12 protein-coding genes are annotated in these 14,200 nt (G+C 50.1%); 1 reads left to right on the top strand and 11 read right to left on the bottom strand.

The window, feature by feature from the left end:
- Window positions 1-6: 6 nt before the first annotated feature.
- The 11 genes from ACZ5ZZ_RS06630 to ACZ5ZZ_RS06580 all read right to left on the bottom strand — a co-directional run bounded on the left by ACZ5ZZ_RS06630 (window position 7) and on the right by ACZ5ZZ_RS06580 (window position 12,986).
- Window positions 7-1,278, bottom strand: coding sequence for a M16 family metallopeptidase (locus ACZ5ZZ_RS06630; protein WP_464134534.1), 1,272 nt, complete (start codon window positions 1,276-1,278; stop codon window positions 7-9).
- A gap of 68 nt (window positions 1,279-1,346) precedes the next feature.
- Window positions 1,347-3,440: a polyribonucleotide nucleotidyltransferase gene (gene pnp / locus ACZ5ZZ_RS06625; protein ID WP_464117277.1), complete on the bottom strand. Its 2,094-nt coding sequence runs from the start codon at window positions 3,438-3,440 to the stop codon at window positions 1,347-1,349.
- A gap of 104 nt (window positions 3,441-3,544) precedes the next feature.
- Window positions 3,545-3,814: a 30S ribosomal protein S15 gene (gene rpsO / locus ACZ5ZZ_RS06620; protein ID WP_464117278.1), complete on the bottom strand. Its 270-nt coding sequence runs from the start codon at window positions 3,812-3,814 to the stop codon at window positions 3,545-3,547.
- Window positions 3,815-3,943: 129 nt separating this feature from the next.
- Window positions 3,944-4,927, bottom strand: coding sequence for a tRNA pseudouridine(55) synthase TruB (gene truB, locus ACZ5ZZ_RS06615; protein WP_464134532.1), 984 nt, complete (start codon window positions 4,925-4,927; stop codon window positions 3,944-3,946).
- Window positions 4,860-5,264, bottom strand: coding sequence for a 30S ribosome-binding factor RbfA (rbfA, locus tag ACZ5ZZ_RS06610; protein WP_464117280.1), 405 nt, complete (start codon window positions 5,262-5,264; stop codon window positions 4,860-4,862). Before rbfA ends, truB begins: the two co-directional genes overlap by 68 nt.
- Window positions 5,264-8,167: a translation initiation factor IF-2 gene (gene infB, locus ACZ5ZZ_RS06605; RefSeq protein WP_464141840.1), complete on the bottom strand. Its 2,904-nt coding sequence runs from the start codon at window positions 8,165-8,167 to the stop codon at window positions 5,264-5,266. The genes rbfA and infB overlap by 1 nt, the downstream gene beginning before the upstream one ends.
- Window positions 8,168-8,202: 35 nt before the next feature.
- Window positions 8,203-9,600: a transcription termination factor NusA gene (gene nusA / locus ACZ5ZZ_RS06600; protein WP_464117282.1), complete on the bottom strand. Its 1,398-nt coding sequence runs from the start codon at window positions 9,598-9,600 to the stop codon at window positions 8,203-8,205.
- 15 nt (window positions 9,601-9,615) lie between these two features.
- Window positions 9,616-10,140 (bottom strand): ribosome maturation factor RimP, encoded by a 525-nt coding sequence (locus ACZ5ZZ_RS06595; protein ID WP_464117283.1) that lies wholly within the window; start codon window positions 10,138-10,140, stop codon window positions 9,616-9,618.
- Between the two features lie 243 nt (window positions 10,141-10,383).
- On the bottom strand, window positions 10,384-10,821 hold the full coding sequence (locus ACZ5ZZ_RS06590; protein WP_464117284.1) for a GNAT family N-acetyltransferase: 438 nt from the start codon (window positions 10,819-10,821) through the stop codon (window positions 10,384-10,386).
- A 4-nt stretch (window positions 10,822-10,825) separates the two neighbouring features.
- Window positions 10,826-11,455, bottom strand: coding sequence for a hypothetical protein (locus ACZ5ZZ_RS06585; protein ID WP_464141838.1), 630 nt, complete (start codon window positions 11,453-11,455; stop codon window positions 10,826-10,828).
- A gap of 328 nt (window positions 11,456-11,783) precedes the next feature.
- Window positions 11,784-12,986, bottom strand: a complete 1,203-nt coding sequence (locus tag ACZ5ZZ_RS06580; protein WP_464117286.1) for a porin family protein — start codon at window positions 12,984-12,986, stop codon at window positions 11,784-11,786.
- A 275-nt stretch (window positions 12,987-13,261) separates the two neighbouring features.
- Between ACZ5ZZ_RS06580 and ACZ5ZZ_RS06575 the strand changes: the two genes are divergently transcribed.
- On the top strand, window positions 13,262-14,170 hold the full coding sequence (locus ACZ5ZZ_RS06575; protein ID WP_464134526.1) for a S1 family peptidase: 909 nt from the start codon (window positions 13,262-13,264) through the stop codon (window positions 14,168-14,170).
- Window positions 14,171-14,200: the final 30 nt, after the last annotated feature.

The following is a 14,200-nucleotide window of genomic DNA, read 5'->3' as shown; positions in this document are numbered from 1 at the left end:
TTGGAATTACAATTTAAGATCGTTCCACCAGGTCTCAAGTGACTTCACTTCAGGGCCCAGAAGAACACCGGATGCCTTGTCCAGATCCAGCTCATGGCGGATGTAATGATTCACGGTGTCCACCGTCACCGCCTTGATTTCCTCAATGACGGACTCCACCGCGCGGTACTTGCCGAACACCATTTCATTCACGGCCAAAGACGTCATGCGGTTTTCGATATCGTCAGACCCCAGCAGGATACTGCCAATGATCTGTGTCTTACACATCTCGACATCCGCCTTCGTCACACCCTGCTTGCGGATCTTCGCAAACTCTTTAGAGATCAAATCCCCGACCTTACGCGCATTCTTTGCTTCGGTTCCCGCATAGATCGTCAACATGCCGGAATCAATGTTCGTATTCAGGCTGGAGTGAATCGAATATACCAGGCCTCTTTTTTCCCGCACACTTTGATAAAGCTTCGACGTCATACCACCACCCAAAAGAGTGTTGGTCACAACCGCTTCAAAACGATGTTTGTCCTGGAAGCTGGCGGTCGGAAACCCCAGAAGCATGTGCACCTGTTCTGCTTGTTTTTCCACGACATGACGTCGGGTCAACCAGCGCGGTACACGGCGGGTGACTTTAAGCTCACTTTTCTTTTTACTGCCAAGTCGTTTCTGAATACCGGCCATCAGCTCATCATGACTGATACAGCCCGAAGCACTGATGATGATGTTCTTTCCGGTGTAATTGCGACGGTAGTAATCCATCACCTGCGTCTGCTTCATGCGAGCCACTGAAACCGGTGTTCCCAGAATCGGACGACCCAGAGGATGTTTGCCATAGACTTGCTCATAGAACACGTCATAGACCATGTCTTCATGGCTGTCTTCGGACATGGCGATTTCCTGCAGGATCACGCCCTTTTCCAGATCAAATTCTTTTTGTACCAGCTTCATGTTGGAAACCAGGTCCGCTAAAACATCCAATGCTTTTTCCCAATGGTCCTTAAGAACCAAAGCATGATAGCAGGTGTACTCGCGTGTGGTGTAAGCATTCAGCTCTCCACCCAAAGCTTCCAGGGATTTGGCAATTTGGTAGGCTGACCGATTCTTGGTGCCCTTGAAGACCAGATGTTCAAGCAAGTGGGAAATACCGGCAACCTCAGGCGTTTCATCCCGTGTTCCCGTCAAAACCCAGATACCCATAGAAACGGCACGGGACCCTGGATGAAGTTCGCTCACCACTCGGATCCCGTTAGAAAGTTCAGATTTTTTGAACTTAGTGTCTGTCATTAAATCTCTTTAGACAAAGCTGCTTCCAGAAAGGGGCTCATGACCCCTTTCCTGTGCCCGCCTAGCGGTTACTGAAGCAAAGCCTTGCGGGAAAGCTTGATACGACCTGCGCGGTCCACTTCAAGAACTTTAACGTCGATGATTTCGCCTTCTGAAAGTACGTCAGTCACTGCGCGTACACGTTCGTTGGCAATCTCAGAGATGTGCAAAAGACCTTGAGTGTTTGGCAGGATCTCAACGAAAGCACCGAATTCAGCGATCTTCACGACGCGGCCTTTGTAGGTCTTGCCCACTTCGGCTTCGGCGATGATGTCGTTGATCATTGCGATAGCTTTTTTCGTTGCTTCTGGATCAGCGGAAGCGATGTTGATCGTACCATCATCCTGGATTTCGATCTTAACACCTGTAGCTTCCGTGATACCACGGATCACTTTACCACCAGAACCGATCACTTCACGGATCTTATCTGGCTTGATTTTGATAGTTTCAATACGTGGCGCGAATTCAGAGATCTGACCACGAGGAACTTTCATCACTTTTTCCATTTCATTCAGGATGTGAGCACGGCCTTCTTTAGCTTGCGCCAATGCCTGTTCCATCACTTCGAACGATACGGAGTCAATTTTAATATCCATCTGCAAAGCAGTGATACCAGCCGGAGAACCCGCCACTTTGAAGTCCATGTCACCCAAGTGATCTTCATCACCCAAGATGTCAGTCAGAACCGCAACACGGTCACCTTCCTTGATCAAGCCCATTGCCACACCGGCAACGTTGCCTTTCAAAGGAACACCCGCATCAAGCAAAGCCATTGTACCGGAGCACACGGTGCCCATGGAAGAGGAACCGTTGGATTCCAAAACTTCAGACACGATACGGATTGTGTAAGGGAACTTCTCGAAGTCCGGAAGAACAGCTTTGATCGCGCGTTCTGCCAGGTTACCGTGACCGATCTCACGACGGCTGGTACCGGACATACGACCCACCTCACCCACAGAGTATGGAGGGAAGTTATAATGAAGCATGAACTTGCGTTTTTGCAGACCCAACAATGAATCCACCATTTGTTCATCATCAGCCGTACCCAAAGTCACAGTACCCAGGACTTGAGTTTCACCGCGAGTGAACAATGCAGAACCGTGAGCACGTGGAAGCAATCCCACTTCGTTCGCGATCGGACGTACAGTTTTCACATCACGACCATCAATACGAACCGCGCGATCCAAAATCATGGAACGAGCTTCTTGGTATTTCAAATCTTCAACGATTGTGTTCAGTTCTTTTTTACGCTGTTTCAAAAGCTCTTTATCTTCGATGCCCGCAAGCAAGGCTTTTTCAGCCTCTGCGGCAGCTTCGTTTGCTGCTGCATAACGATCCTGTTTTTCTTTGATAGAAAGAGCCGCTGCGATCTTAGGTCTCAACAGACCTTCAGCTTTTGTTTTGAAGTCTGCATCGATAGACGGAGCCACGAAAGCACGTTTCGCCACAGAGCCCGCTTTTTCACGCAACTCATCTTGCGCATTCAAAAGAGGAATCAAAGACTGGTGACCGAATTTCAAGGCTGCCAAAGCGTCTGCTTCAGAGATGAATTTCGTTTCACCCTCAACCATCAACAGACCATTGCGAGTTCCCGCAACAATCATATCCATGTCAGATTTTTCCATCTGCTGTGGAGTTGGGTTGGCTACGAACTGACCATCAACGCGGGCGATTTGAACTGCCGCTGTCGGGCCGTTGAAAGGAATGTCAGAGCAATGCAAAGCTGCAGAAGCACCCAAGCTTGCCAAAATTTCCAATGGGAATGCACCGTCCGCAGACAATACCGTCGCAACGATTTGTGTTTCGTGGCGGTAGCCTTCAGGGAATACAGGACGGATAGGACGGTCGATAAGACGAGCGATCAAAACCGCATCGTTGGTTGGTTTTGCTTCACGTTTGAAGTAACCACCTGGGATTTTTCCTGTTGCGTAGAACTTCTCAATGTACTCAACAGTCAGAGGGAAGAAATCTAGTTCAGAGGCTTTTTTTGAAGAAGTCGCAGTAACAAGAACCATGTTGTTACCAGAGCTTACTAGAGCGGCGCCATCCGCTTGTTTCGCCAAACGGCCTGTTTCGATGGTAATCTGTTTTCCGCCCACCGATGTTGTTACAGTCGTTTTCATTAAATCTCCTTGAAGTTATCACAGAGCCTTATGCTCTGCTCTGCTGTGGCTGAAATGACGAAGGGGCTTTTCCCGCCCCTTCGTCTAATTTGGAATCTGTTGGATTACTTACGGATTTCCAAAGCTTTGATAAGCTCTTGATACTTCTTCACATCTTTGCGGTGCAAGTAGTCCAAAAGTTTTCTTCTTTGGTTAACCATTGTCACAAGACCGCGACGACCGTGGTGGTCTTTTTTGTGTTTTGCGAAGTGGTTTGTCAGATCGTTGATTTTCGCTGTCAAAAGAGCGATTTGAACTTCAGAGGAACCAGTGTCCAAGTCAGAAGTTTTGAATTTTTTAACGATTTCTGCCGTTTGTTCTTTAGTGACTGCCATTAGCGTCTCCTTGAATTTGTCCCGGATTTTTTAACCCCGGAAGATTTAGTTACCATCTCCCCCTTGGCCGTCATGGCTGTCGAACCAGAGAGATTTGAAGTTATTGTTTAAACCCAACCCCCAGAGGGGTCAAGAGTATTTAAAGACCCTGCGAAGAACGAATCCCCGGCCTGGCTCAAGGCCAACAATTGCCAGCAGTTGCCCCCCGTCTTGGGCCAGAACCTGAATATATTGGTCCACGTCTGGATTGAAGGTCGAAATCAGCTGGGAACGAAGGTCGTGACTGATCTGCCCATTCCCCAAAAGGACCTTATCCTGGCCCTTAATGCGAATACGTTTGATTTGAGGCAAAGCCAGCTCCATGGGCACAAATGCGGACCCCAAAGCGCCTGCCTTGACGACCTCTTCAATCTGCTCCAGAGTTTGCGCCTGACCAATCAAATAAGGGGCTGACCAAGTCCTGCGCAGCCCGCTCATCGCCGCCCCACAGCCCAAGGCCTTCCCTAAAAGGTCAATCCAGGTGCGGATATAGCTGCCTTTACTGCATTTAATATCAAACTCGGCCCAATCCGGACCTATTTCGACCGGCTGGATATCCCAGAACTTCATCAGCTTCTTGGGAATGACCACTTCCTGCTCGCCGCGGGCGTATTCATAAAGCTTTTTACCCTGGATCTTGATTGCGGAATAAATAGGCACTTCAACTTCCATCTCACCCTGAAGCTTGGCGGCTTCCGCCAGAATCAGCTCGCGGGTCAGGTGATCCGTGGACTTTTGCTCCAAGACTTCGCCCGTGGTGTCCAAGGTGTCGGTGCGAACCCCAAACTGAGCGCGCAGACGGTACCCCTTATCCCCTTCCAGAATGTATTGGCTGAGCTTGGTGCCCTCATTGATAAGGCAAGCCATCAACCCTGAAGCCATCGGATCCAGAGTTCCAGAATGCCCTACGGCCCGCGTACCCAAAATACGACGCAGACGCGACACAACGTCATGACTGGAGATGCCCGAGGGCTTATCCACCAGCAGAAGACCATTAAATTGATTATTATTCGTCATCGGATTCGTCGGAACTTTCGCCAGGATTTTTGGCTTTTCTTTCCAGCTCAAGTTCATGAAGGATCTTTTCAACCTTCAAAACCTGCTCAGTGGCGTGGTCCAAATAAAAGGTCAACTTCGGGCAATAGCGCATTTTCAGCTCTTTGCCGATGAAGTTTTGAATCTCAAAAGCACGTTCCTGAAGTAGATCCAGCGCTTCATCCTGCTGTTTTTCGTCTCCAAGAACACTGATATAAACTTTGGCAGCGCGAAGATCCGCGGGCATTTTCACCGATGCCACGGTCACAAGACCCGGCAACGGTGATTTGAAACCACGAATCAAAAACTGAGCAATGGTCGCTTGAATCTCACGCTCGACGCGGGCGACACGGCGCCCATCACCCATATTCTTCATTAGTTCGCTCCGCCCTCTAGCTCGCGAGCCACTTCTTTTTTAACGAAGGCTTCCATCTGGTCGCCCACTTTAACGTCGTTGTAGTTTTCGATACCGATACCGCACTCATAGCCGGAAGCCACTTCTTTGGCGTCGTCTTTGAAGCGTTTAAGAGAGGCAATTTTGCCTTCGTATACAATTTTATTTTCACGCAGCAAACGGATGCTCGCATTACGCTGAACCTTACCATCGATAACGAAGCAACCTGCAATCGTACCAACTTTAGGAACAGTGAACACGTTACGCACTTCTGCACGACCCAGGACTTCTTCGACGATGTCCGGAGACAACAGACCGCCCATGGCCGCTTTCATCTGGTCGATCAGTTCGTACACGATAGAGTACGTACGAACATCCACGCCCATTTGTTTTGCTTTCGCCTGCGCGCCCAGGTCCGGACGAACGTTGAAGCCCAGAACGATACCTTTTGCCGTGTTGGCAAGAACGATATCACCCTCATTGATACCACCCACTGCAGAGTGGATGACACGAGCTTTAACTTCCGGAGTGGAAAGTTTCGAAAGCATTCCGTTGATCGCTTCCAAAGAACCATGCACATCGGCTTTCAACACGATCGCAAGCTCTTTTACGTCACCAGCTTTAACTTTCGCAAACACTTCATCCAGAGACAGTTTTGCCGCCGGAGCCGCTGCTGCTTTTTCAGCCTGTTCTTTTCTCAATTCAGAAACCTTGGTCGCCGTGTCTTCATCTTTCACGATGTCGAACTTGTCACCGGCCGCAGGAACCGCCTCAAGACCCAATACCTCAACAGGGATACCAGGACCCGCAGACTGAACACGCTCACCACGGTCATTGGTCAAAGAACGAACGCGGCCTTTCATGGTACCAGCAACGATGTACTGACCCACTTCAACCGTACCGTCTTTAACCAGCAAAGTCGCCACAGGGCCTTTGCCTTTTTCCATCTTCGCTTCGATCACAAGACCTGTACCGGAGCGTTTTGGATTTGCTTTCAACTCGGCCACTTCCGCAACCAGTTTGATCTGCTCCAGCAACTCAGTGATACCCGTTCTCTTCAAAGCGGAAACTTCGCAGAAGATCGTAGAACCACCCCACTCCTCAGGAACGATTTCAAGCTCAGTCAACTGTTGCTTGATACGCTCTGGGTTGGCGCCTGGTTTATCAATTTTATTCACCGCCACGATGATTGGTACGCCCGCTGCTTTGGCGTGGTTAATCGCCTCTTGAGTCTGAGGCATCATACCGTCATCCGCCGCCACCACGATGATCGCGATGTCAGTGGCGTTGGCACCACGAGCACGCATTGCCGTGAAGGCTTCGTGGCCCGGAGTATCCAGGAATGTGATCAGACTGCCGTCTTCGATTTTCACGCTGTAAGCACCAATGTGCTGCGTGATACCGCCGGCCTCACCTTTAGCTACGTCCGCATTGCGAATCGCATCCAACAAGGACGTCTTACCGTGGTCGACGTGACCCATGACAGTCACTACTGGAGGACGAGTCACTGGAGCTGCATCCAGATCACCGAATGCTGTCTGTTCAGCAACTTCGTCCGCCGTTTTAAATACGTTTTGTGCTTCCCAACCAAACTCTGGAACGATCAATGCGATCGTGTCGAAATCCAGCTCCATGTTCATGTTGGCCATCACGCCCTGTTTCATCAGTTCACGAACCAATTGAGGCGCCTTCAAACCCATTTCCATGGCCAAGTCGCTCAACTTCATTGTGTTATTCACCTTCACCACGCGTTTATGCGCGGAAGGTGTCGTGATCTGTGTTTTCATTGCGTCGCGATCCAACATGCCCTTCTTCTTTTTAGGTTGGAAGACCATCTCACGCTTACGGAATTCAACCGCATTGAATGACACTACTTCTTCTTCTTTTTCACCACCGCGACCCGCCGCTGCTGGACCCGCTGCAGGTCCCGCCGGAGCGCCGAATCTCTTACGCTTGTCAAAGTCACGACCGCGATCGCCACCCTGATCGATGATTGGCTCAGGAGGCTGATTCGCCGCTACAAATCCAGTGCGGATGTTGCGAGTCGGTGCACCGCCCGCCGGACGGTTGAAGCCGCCAGGACGTTGACCGGTGAAGGAAGCACTGGCTCCGCGCTGTTCGCCACCCGGCCCACGAGGCTGGAATCCGCCGGTGCGCTCTCCTTGAGGGCGCTGCGGAGCTTGTGACTGAACGCGGGAAAGATCCATGCGTCCGATAATATTTCTTTTTGGTGCCGATGCCGGCGTGGCAGAACTGGAAACACCGCTGGTGCCCACAACAACCTCTTTCTTACGAGCTTGTGGGGCTGCCGCAGGCTCCGCTGCAACAGGGGCCACCGGAGCCGGTGCTGGCGTTTCTTTCACCACCACAACAGGTTCCACTTTTTCTACCGGAGCGGGAGCCACCTCTTTAACTGGTGTTTTTTCCACTACGGGTTCTGCAGCCACTTCCGGTGCTGCCTCAATTTCTTCAGCTTCCACTTTCACAGCAGGCTTCTTAACCACAACACGTGTCGTTTTCGGAGCCGCCTCTTCCGTTTCCGCTTCAGGCTTAGCTATGATTTTAGCTTTGGGAGCCTCAACCGGAGCTTCATCTTTCTTTCTGCGAATCACAGGGGCTTTTGCGGCAGCAGAGGCCTCTGCTTCTGCAGGTGGCGCTGCTGCTTTTTTAGGTGCCGCTTTACGAGCAGCTGTCTTTTTGGGTTTCGGCTCATCGGAGGATTTTTCGCCACCGCTGAGTTTAATTTTAATTTGCTCAAGAACGTCCGGTTCAAGCTCCGCCATGTGACTTTTCACAGGTAAATGCCACTCGCGGATTTTATCCATGAGGGCCAGCGGGGTCATCCCGATCTCTTTTGCAAATTCAAAAACCTTTGGATTACTCACTCAGTCTCCCTGTAGTTGTTCTCTATCCAAAAAAATTATTCTTCTTCCGCTTCTTGCTGATCGAGTTTTTTCAACTCTTGTTTCAACAGAAGGTCGGCCTGCTCTTTTGCAGACACGTTGGATTGCTTGTCTTTAGAAACAGAAGGCGCTGTTGGAACAGGAATGCCTTCAGATTCATATTTAGCAACCAGGCCTTTGGCTTCTTTGGAAAGCTTTTCAGCCTTATCCGGATCGTCGTAGCCAGGAATGGTCATCAATTCTTCCACACTTGCAATCGCCACAGCCTGGAAAGAACCGAAGCCGGACTGGAAGATGTTTTGCGCCATCGTTTCGTTCATGCCCGGGATCAACATCAAATTAAAGATGGATTCCGCTGTTCGAGACGCCGCTGAAGATTCAGAAATGATATCCAGCTTCCAGCCAGTCAATTTCGCTGCCAGACGCACGTTTTGACCACGTTTACCGATAGCCAAAGACAATTGAGAGTCCGGAACAACGATTTCCATTTCGCGGTTGGCATCATCCAGGAACACGCGGGAGATTTCCGCAGGCGCCAAGGCGTTGCACGCGAAACGAGTGATATCCTCGTCCCAAGGAACGATGTCGATTTTCTCGCCACGAAGTTCCTGAACGATATTCTGAACACGGGAACCCTTCATACCCACGCAAGCCCCTACCGGGTCCACGGAGTTGTCTTTGGAACGAACCGCGATTTTCGCGCGCTGTCCTGGTTCACGAGCGGCCGCCATGATCTCGACAACACCGTCGTAGATCTCTGGAACTTCCATTTCAAAAAGTTTCATCAAATAACGTTCATCAGCTCTGGACATGATGATCTGAGGACCACGTGTCGTCTGACGAACTTCAGAAAGGTAACCCTGAATGCGATCGCCTGGCTTGTACTGTTCGCCCGGGATCTGCTCACGAGGCGGGATATAAGCCTCAGTGCGGCCCAAATCGACAACGATCGCGCCTTTTTCAACACGACGAGCGATACCGGAAGCGATTTCACCTTTGCGCTCTTCAAATTCGTTGAAGATGATGTTGCGTTCCGCATCACGCACTTTCTGCATGATGATTTGTTTTGCAGTCTGAGCAGCGATACGGCCCAGGTCGGAAGCTTCCAACTTGATACCGATAGAGTCATCCAGCTGCACATTTGGATCCAGCTTCTGAGCTTCGTCCAATGGAATTTCAACTTCTTCGTCGATGTATTTTTCGCGAGGAACAACCTCTTTGAACTCAAAAAGTTCAACTTCGCCAGTGTCTTCGTTGTAGGCCGCTTCGATTTCACGGTAAGTACCGTACTTCTTACGCGCAGCTACCAACATACCCTGAGTGATTGCATCGATAACAACTTGCTTGTCGATACCTTTGTCTTTTCCGACTTGATCAATCACCTTGGAAAGATCTGAAAACACATTTTCAGCCATGATTTTCCTCTCTCGTTACTTTTTCTGACCTTTAGTAAATTCAAAAACCAATTTTGCTCTGTCGATCATTGCGTAAGGGATTTTGATTTCAACATCCTTCACAACGAAGCGAACGCCCTGATCGTCAGCGGATTCCAAGACTTCTTCAACTGTCTTGGCATTCTTCCACTTCTTATCCTCGACACCCATGGTTTCCAACGGCTTCACAGTCTTGATATAGACTTTTTTGCCAACCACTTTCTGGAAATGCCAAGGCTGCTTTAGGTGACGATCCAACCCCGGAGTTGAAACTTCCAGATTGTACTCGCCCCCAGGGATCAGCTCTTCATCTGCATCCAGAATTTCACTCAAACCTCTGGAGACATTGGAGCAATCATCAATACTGATTGCGCCTTCTTCATTCTTATCAATAAACAAACGCAGTGTTCTGCCCTTGCCCATGCCAACGAATTCAACGTCGTATAGCAAACAACCTTGCGCGGTTGCCACGTCGCTGGCGATTTTTTCTATCTTTGCCATCCAAGCAGGAGACTGTGACATTTCTCTCAATCCTAAATACTATACGCCCCTTCAGGGCAATACTAATACGCCTTAACAAGCCCCTAAGAACCTGTCTCAGCTACCTCGTCGTACGTGTTGGGTTCGACTTTGTGGGAACTGCCCGGGCGGGGCCGGTACAAAAAAAAATGGGCCTGTAGGGCCCATTGAACGGATCTAAATTAGCAATAAAATCGAGAAAGTGCAAGGGTTTATCTCGACCTCGGCCTTGGGGGTCACCAGAGCTTAAGAAACTGAGTACAAAATCGCGGTCGCGCCGTCCTTATAGTAGCGAGGTCGCCTGCGAACCTCTCTAAATCCGAGTTTTTCATAAAGTTTTTGCGCCGACACGTTTTCTTCATGAACTTCCAGCCAAATAGATCGCCCCTGACCCTTTGCGGCAATCATGTGAGCCAGAAGCTTCTCCATATAGCCGCGGCGGCGGTGCTGGGGGTGCGTGGCCACCAGGGATATCTCCCAGACATCGGGAACTTCCCGATACAGCACAAAACCCGTCAAAGTCTCACCTTCAAAGACCCCGAGGGCCTCCGCCGTCGCCAGTTCGGCCCCTAAAAGATCGTTCGGCCAATAAAACTGCGGCAGCAGACCCTGCTCCTGATGAATGGCATCGACCAGAGAGCGCATGGCCGGTTTATGAGAACCCTTCAGAACTTCAATATGCATAGACTTATTCCGCCACAAAGTTGCGCACTTTGTACTTGCGCTTAATGACTTCAAACCAAGCACGAATGCGCTCTTCCAACTGCTGCTGGGCGAGGAAGGTCTTAATGTTTTCCTTAAAGCCCTCAAAAGGAGAGCTGCCGAACTTGGCGCGGTTGTTTTCGTAGTAAACCTGGGCCTCTTGATCCGTGATAATCCCGGTCATGGAGTTGGTTTTAAATTTCAGGAAGCTTTTCGCTGCCAGCTTGCGTATCGTAAATTTCTTCACTTCCGCAGAGGTGGGCTCGATCTGCGCCCAATAAGCCCTGCCGGCCATGACTCGATCGATTTTGCTCAGCGCCTCTTGCACTTCCCCGTCCGGCACGGCCGCCACATTGAAGTTTTCTGCTTCCAGCGCCACCACCAGCTCCAACAAAACCTGAGTCACGGCTGAAGTGAATTCAGCCTGCCCGGGGCGCAGCTCTGGAATAGCCGCCTTGGCCTTATCTGCCGCCAAGGCATGGCCAATCGCTATGGAAATCTGAACTTCGCGACTGGTCACCACATAGTCCGACACCTGCCCGACCGTCTCTGTCACCAGAGTCGCCGCCGAAACCGAGGTCGCCACAAAAATAAGCAATAGAACCAAGAAGCGCATAAAAAGACTATGCCCAAGGAAGCAGGCGAAGTCCAGCTTGCGGTGCTGCCGCACCTCCAGCCTCCTCGGCGTAGCCGACGAAGTCCAGTCTCCGCGTCTGCCGACGCTGCGACATCCTGCGCGTCCGCGCAAGAAAACCCGAGAACTAAGGGCTTCGGAAGATGAGTTTTATCAAGGCGCAAGGAGGAAGGCGTGCTACCAGCACGTCGACGACGCAGCAACGCAGAGAAAGCTCATCTGCCGAAGCCCGCGAAAAAAACAACCCCCGCCTTGTTAGACGGGGGTTGAAACCACTGAGGAATTAATAATTAACTTAAGATCTATTAAATTAGAAATTTACGCGTCCGACAATAGACATTACGTAGTACTGCAGTTTTTCGATCGGATTACTGTACTGAGGTCCAGACATGAACGTGTTTTTCGCGTTCACACGGCTGGATAGATTCCACATGTAACGGAAATCCAAGCCCAAAGAATACTTCGGACTGAACTCAAGGTCCGCACCTACAATAGTACCCACATCAATCGCGTGAGAGTTTGCAGTTGTATCGTTCGTGTAGCCATAAACATTGTCGTTAGACCAAGAGAATGAACGGTAAGAGTAAGACACCAAACCACCGATAACAGGTCTGATGATACCGTTAAACAACTGAACCTTGGCTGCCAACTGACCGGAGTACTGATTCACGTCGATATTGTCCGGAATCCAGTAACCACCTGTGTTGTTGTACGGATAGTTGTAACCGTAACCACCACCAGTGTAGTAACCCTGACCTTCAACAGAATAGTTGGAGTACAGGAACGTACCTTCGATCACGAAGTTGTCGTATTTGTTACCGAAAGCCACACCCAAAGCGTAGTTCCCTTTAACATTGCTGACATCTGGATAGTCACCCACACCCAGAACACCGGCAACATACTTCGTTTCGATCGGAGCAATCGCCGCTTCTTCTTCCACTTTCATGGCAGCAGCCAGTTCTTCACGGATGATGTCGCGTGTGTTTTCTTTGGGTTCTTCCACCTGCTGAACTTGAACAGGCTGCGTATACACAGGCTGAACAACCTGTTGTTGCTGCACCTGTTGAACCTGTTGTTGTTCGTTCATTTGATTGAACTTATCACCGAACAAAACCGCAGCTCTTTTCTTTTCATCTTCCATACGGGAAGTTTCAAGCTTCTCTACGATTCTTTGTTCAGTTTGCAGTTCCGCATCCTGACGTGCACGGCGGATTTGTTCCGCGCGGGACTCTGTCAGAGGAGACGCCTCAATGATAGTTGTCGGCTGTTTTTGAATCTGCTGTTGCTGCAACTGCGCATTGGAAGTCGGTGTTGCCTGATTCAGAATATAAATAGGCTGGCCACTGACTGGCGCTGTGTTGGCAATACCGGCCTGAGCCGCAGGGGCTGCAGGAGCCTGTTGGCTTGAATACATTTGATCAAGCTCAGCATCAACATCGCTTTCAATACTCTGAGCCAGAGCAAAGGTCGGCGCGATGCTCAAGGCCGCAAGTATATAGAAATACTTTTTCATAGGGTCTCCTCGTAGTTCTGGTTATATAAAAACCTTTTAGTCACTGGTCGCATAGAGCAAGCCTGATGCCAACCCGGCCAAAATTCGGCCTTCCCGTCTAAGTCCTTGATATCCCCGCGCTCTTCGTCACCCCCCTGAAAAGCCTGCAAGGGGCCTGTGACAGGAATTGTGACAACTTCCAGTACGCTTTCTGAAATTCTTGCAAACCGGGATCATAATGCCCCCGACTGGGGATGAATTTGGTAAAACTTCACCTTATATATAAGGAGATCTCTGTGATCCGCTCTTTGTTACGCTCCTCTGTGGCTGTTCTTTCTCTTTGTGTGCTTACCGCGTGCAGCTCTGATTCAGGTGAGAATCTGACGACAGACCTGGAGCCTTCGAACTGTGAACTCACCGGAAACTCTTATGGGATCGTCGGTGGGCAGATTCTGGGCTCTGGAAATGAGCTGAGCGCTTCCACTGTTTTGATTATCAATGTAAATAAAAATGAAGAGCAGAGTATTTGCACGGGCACTTTGATTGCCAATGATAAAGTCCTGACTGCGGCTCACTGTGCGCCTTCTGACTCCAAGGCCATCGCCATTGCCTTCACGAACAATGCGGGCTGCGTGAATTCAGCCCCCAAAAGAACACTTCGCTTTGTCGTCGATAAAGCCGTCAATGAAGACTACACCGAGTCCGGCTCTATTCATAATGCCACTTATGATATTGCCATCCTGAAGTTCAAAGGCGGTGTCCCCAAGGGTTATAAAATCCGCAGTCTGCCTTCTGCCAGCTTCACTCCAGCCCCGACAGACACTCTGGTCATGAGTGGTTACGGATCCACCCGGGAAAAGTCCGGTGACTCTGGAACTTTACGTTTCACGAAATCTTCCGCCTCTAACATCCTGGGTGATAGCTTCTACCTGGCCCGCGCCAGCCGCACTGTCAGTGTAAGTAAAACGATTGTCGTCGAACAGCCACACACAGGGGTCTGCAGCGGCGATTCCGGCGGAGCCCTTTATGCCGAAACCAAAGAGGGCCTGACCTTGCTTGGCATCACATCCATGGGCGTGGACCACAAGGCGCTTAAAGACAGCGATATTCGTATTTGCCACGGGGTTGCGATCTATGTTGATGTTCGCGAAAACCTGGACTGGATTCGTGAAGAATCCGCCAAGCTGGATCGCTACCAATACTAGCACTGCATTTGAGAATTTACTTGGAGTACA

The organism is Bdellovibrio sp. HM001, from assembly GCF_055397275.1.
Note: the sequence above shows the minus strand (reverse complement) of the source record. Positions and strands in the feature narration are given on the sequence as shown.

What these genes read in the sequence shown, in the direction of transcription:
- ACZ5ZZ_RS06630 (WP_464134534.1), bottom strand. Translation starts at nt 1,278, where the DNA reads ATGACAGACACTAAGTTCAAAAAATCTGAACTTTCTAACGGGATCCGA.
- pnp (WP_464117277.1), bottom strand. Translation starts at nt 3,440, where the DNA reads ATGAAAACGACTGTAACAACATCGGTGGGCGGAAAACAGATTACCATC.
- rpsO (WP_464117278.1), bottom strand. Translation starts at nt 3,814, where the DNA reads ATGGCAGTCACTAAAGAACAAACGGCAGAAATCGTTAAAAAATTCAAA.
- truB (WP_464134532.1), bottom strand. Translation starts at nt 4,927, where the DNA reads ATGAACTTGAGCTGGAAAGAAAAGCCAAAAATCCTGGCGAAAGTTCCG.
- rbfA (WP_464117280.1), bottom strand. Translation starts at nt 5,264, where the DNA reads ATGAAGAATATGGGTGATGGGCGCCGTGTCGCCCGCGTCGAGCGTGAG.
- nusA (WP_464117282.1), bottom strand. Translation starts at nt 9,600, where the DNA reads ATGGCTGAAAATGTGTTTTCAGATCTTTCCAAGGTGATTGATCAAGTC.
- ACZ5ZZ_RS06595 (WP_464117283.1), bottom strand. Translation starts at nt 10,140, where the DNA reads ATGTCACAGTCTCCTGCTTGGATGGCAAAGATAGAAAAAATCGCCAGC.
- ACZ5ZZ_RS06590 (WP_464117284.1), bottom strand. Translation starts at nt 10,821, where the DNA reads ATGCATATTGAAGTTCTGAAGGGTTCTCATAAACCGGCCATGCGCTCT.
- ACZ5ZZ_RS06585 (WP_464141838.1), bottom strand. Translation starts at nt 11,455, where the DNA reads ATGCGCTTCTTGGTTCTATTGCTTATTTTTGTGGCGACCTCGGTTTCG.
- ACZ5ZZ_RS06580 (WP_464117286.1), bottom strand. Translation starts at nt 12,986, where the DNA reads ATGAAAAAGTATTTCTATATACTTGCGGCCTTGAGCATCGCGCCGACC.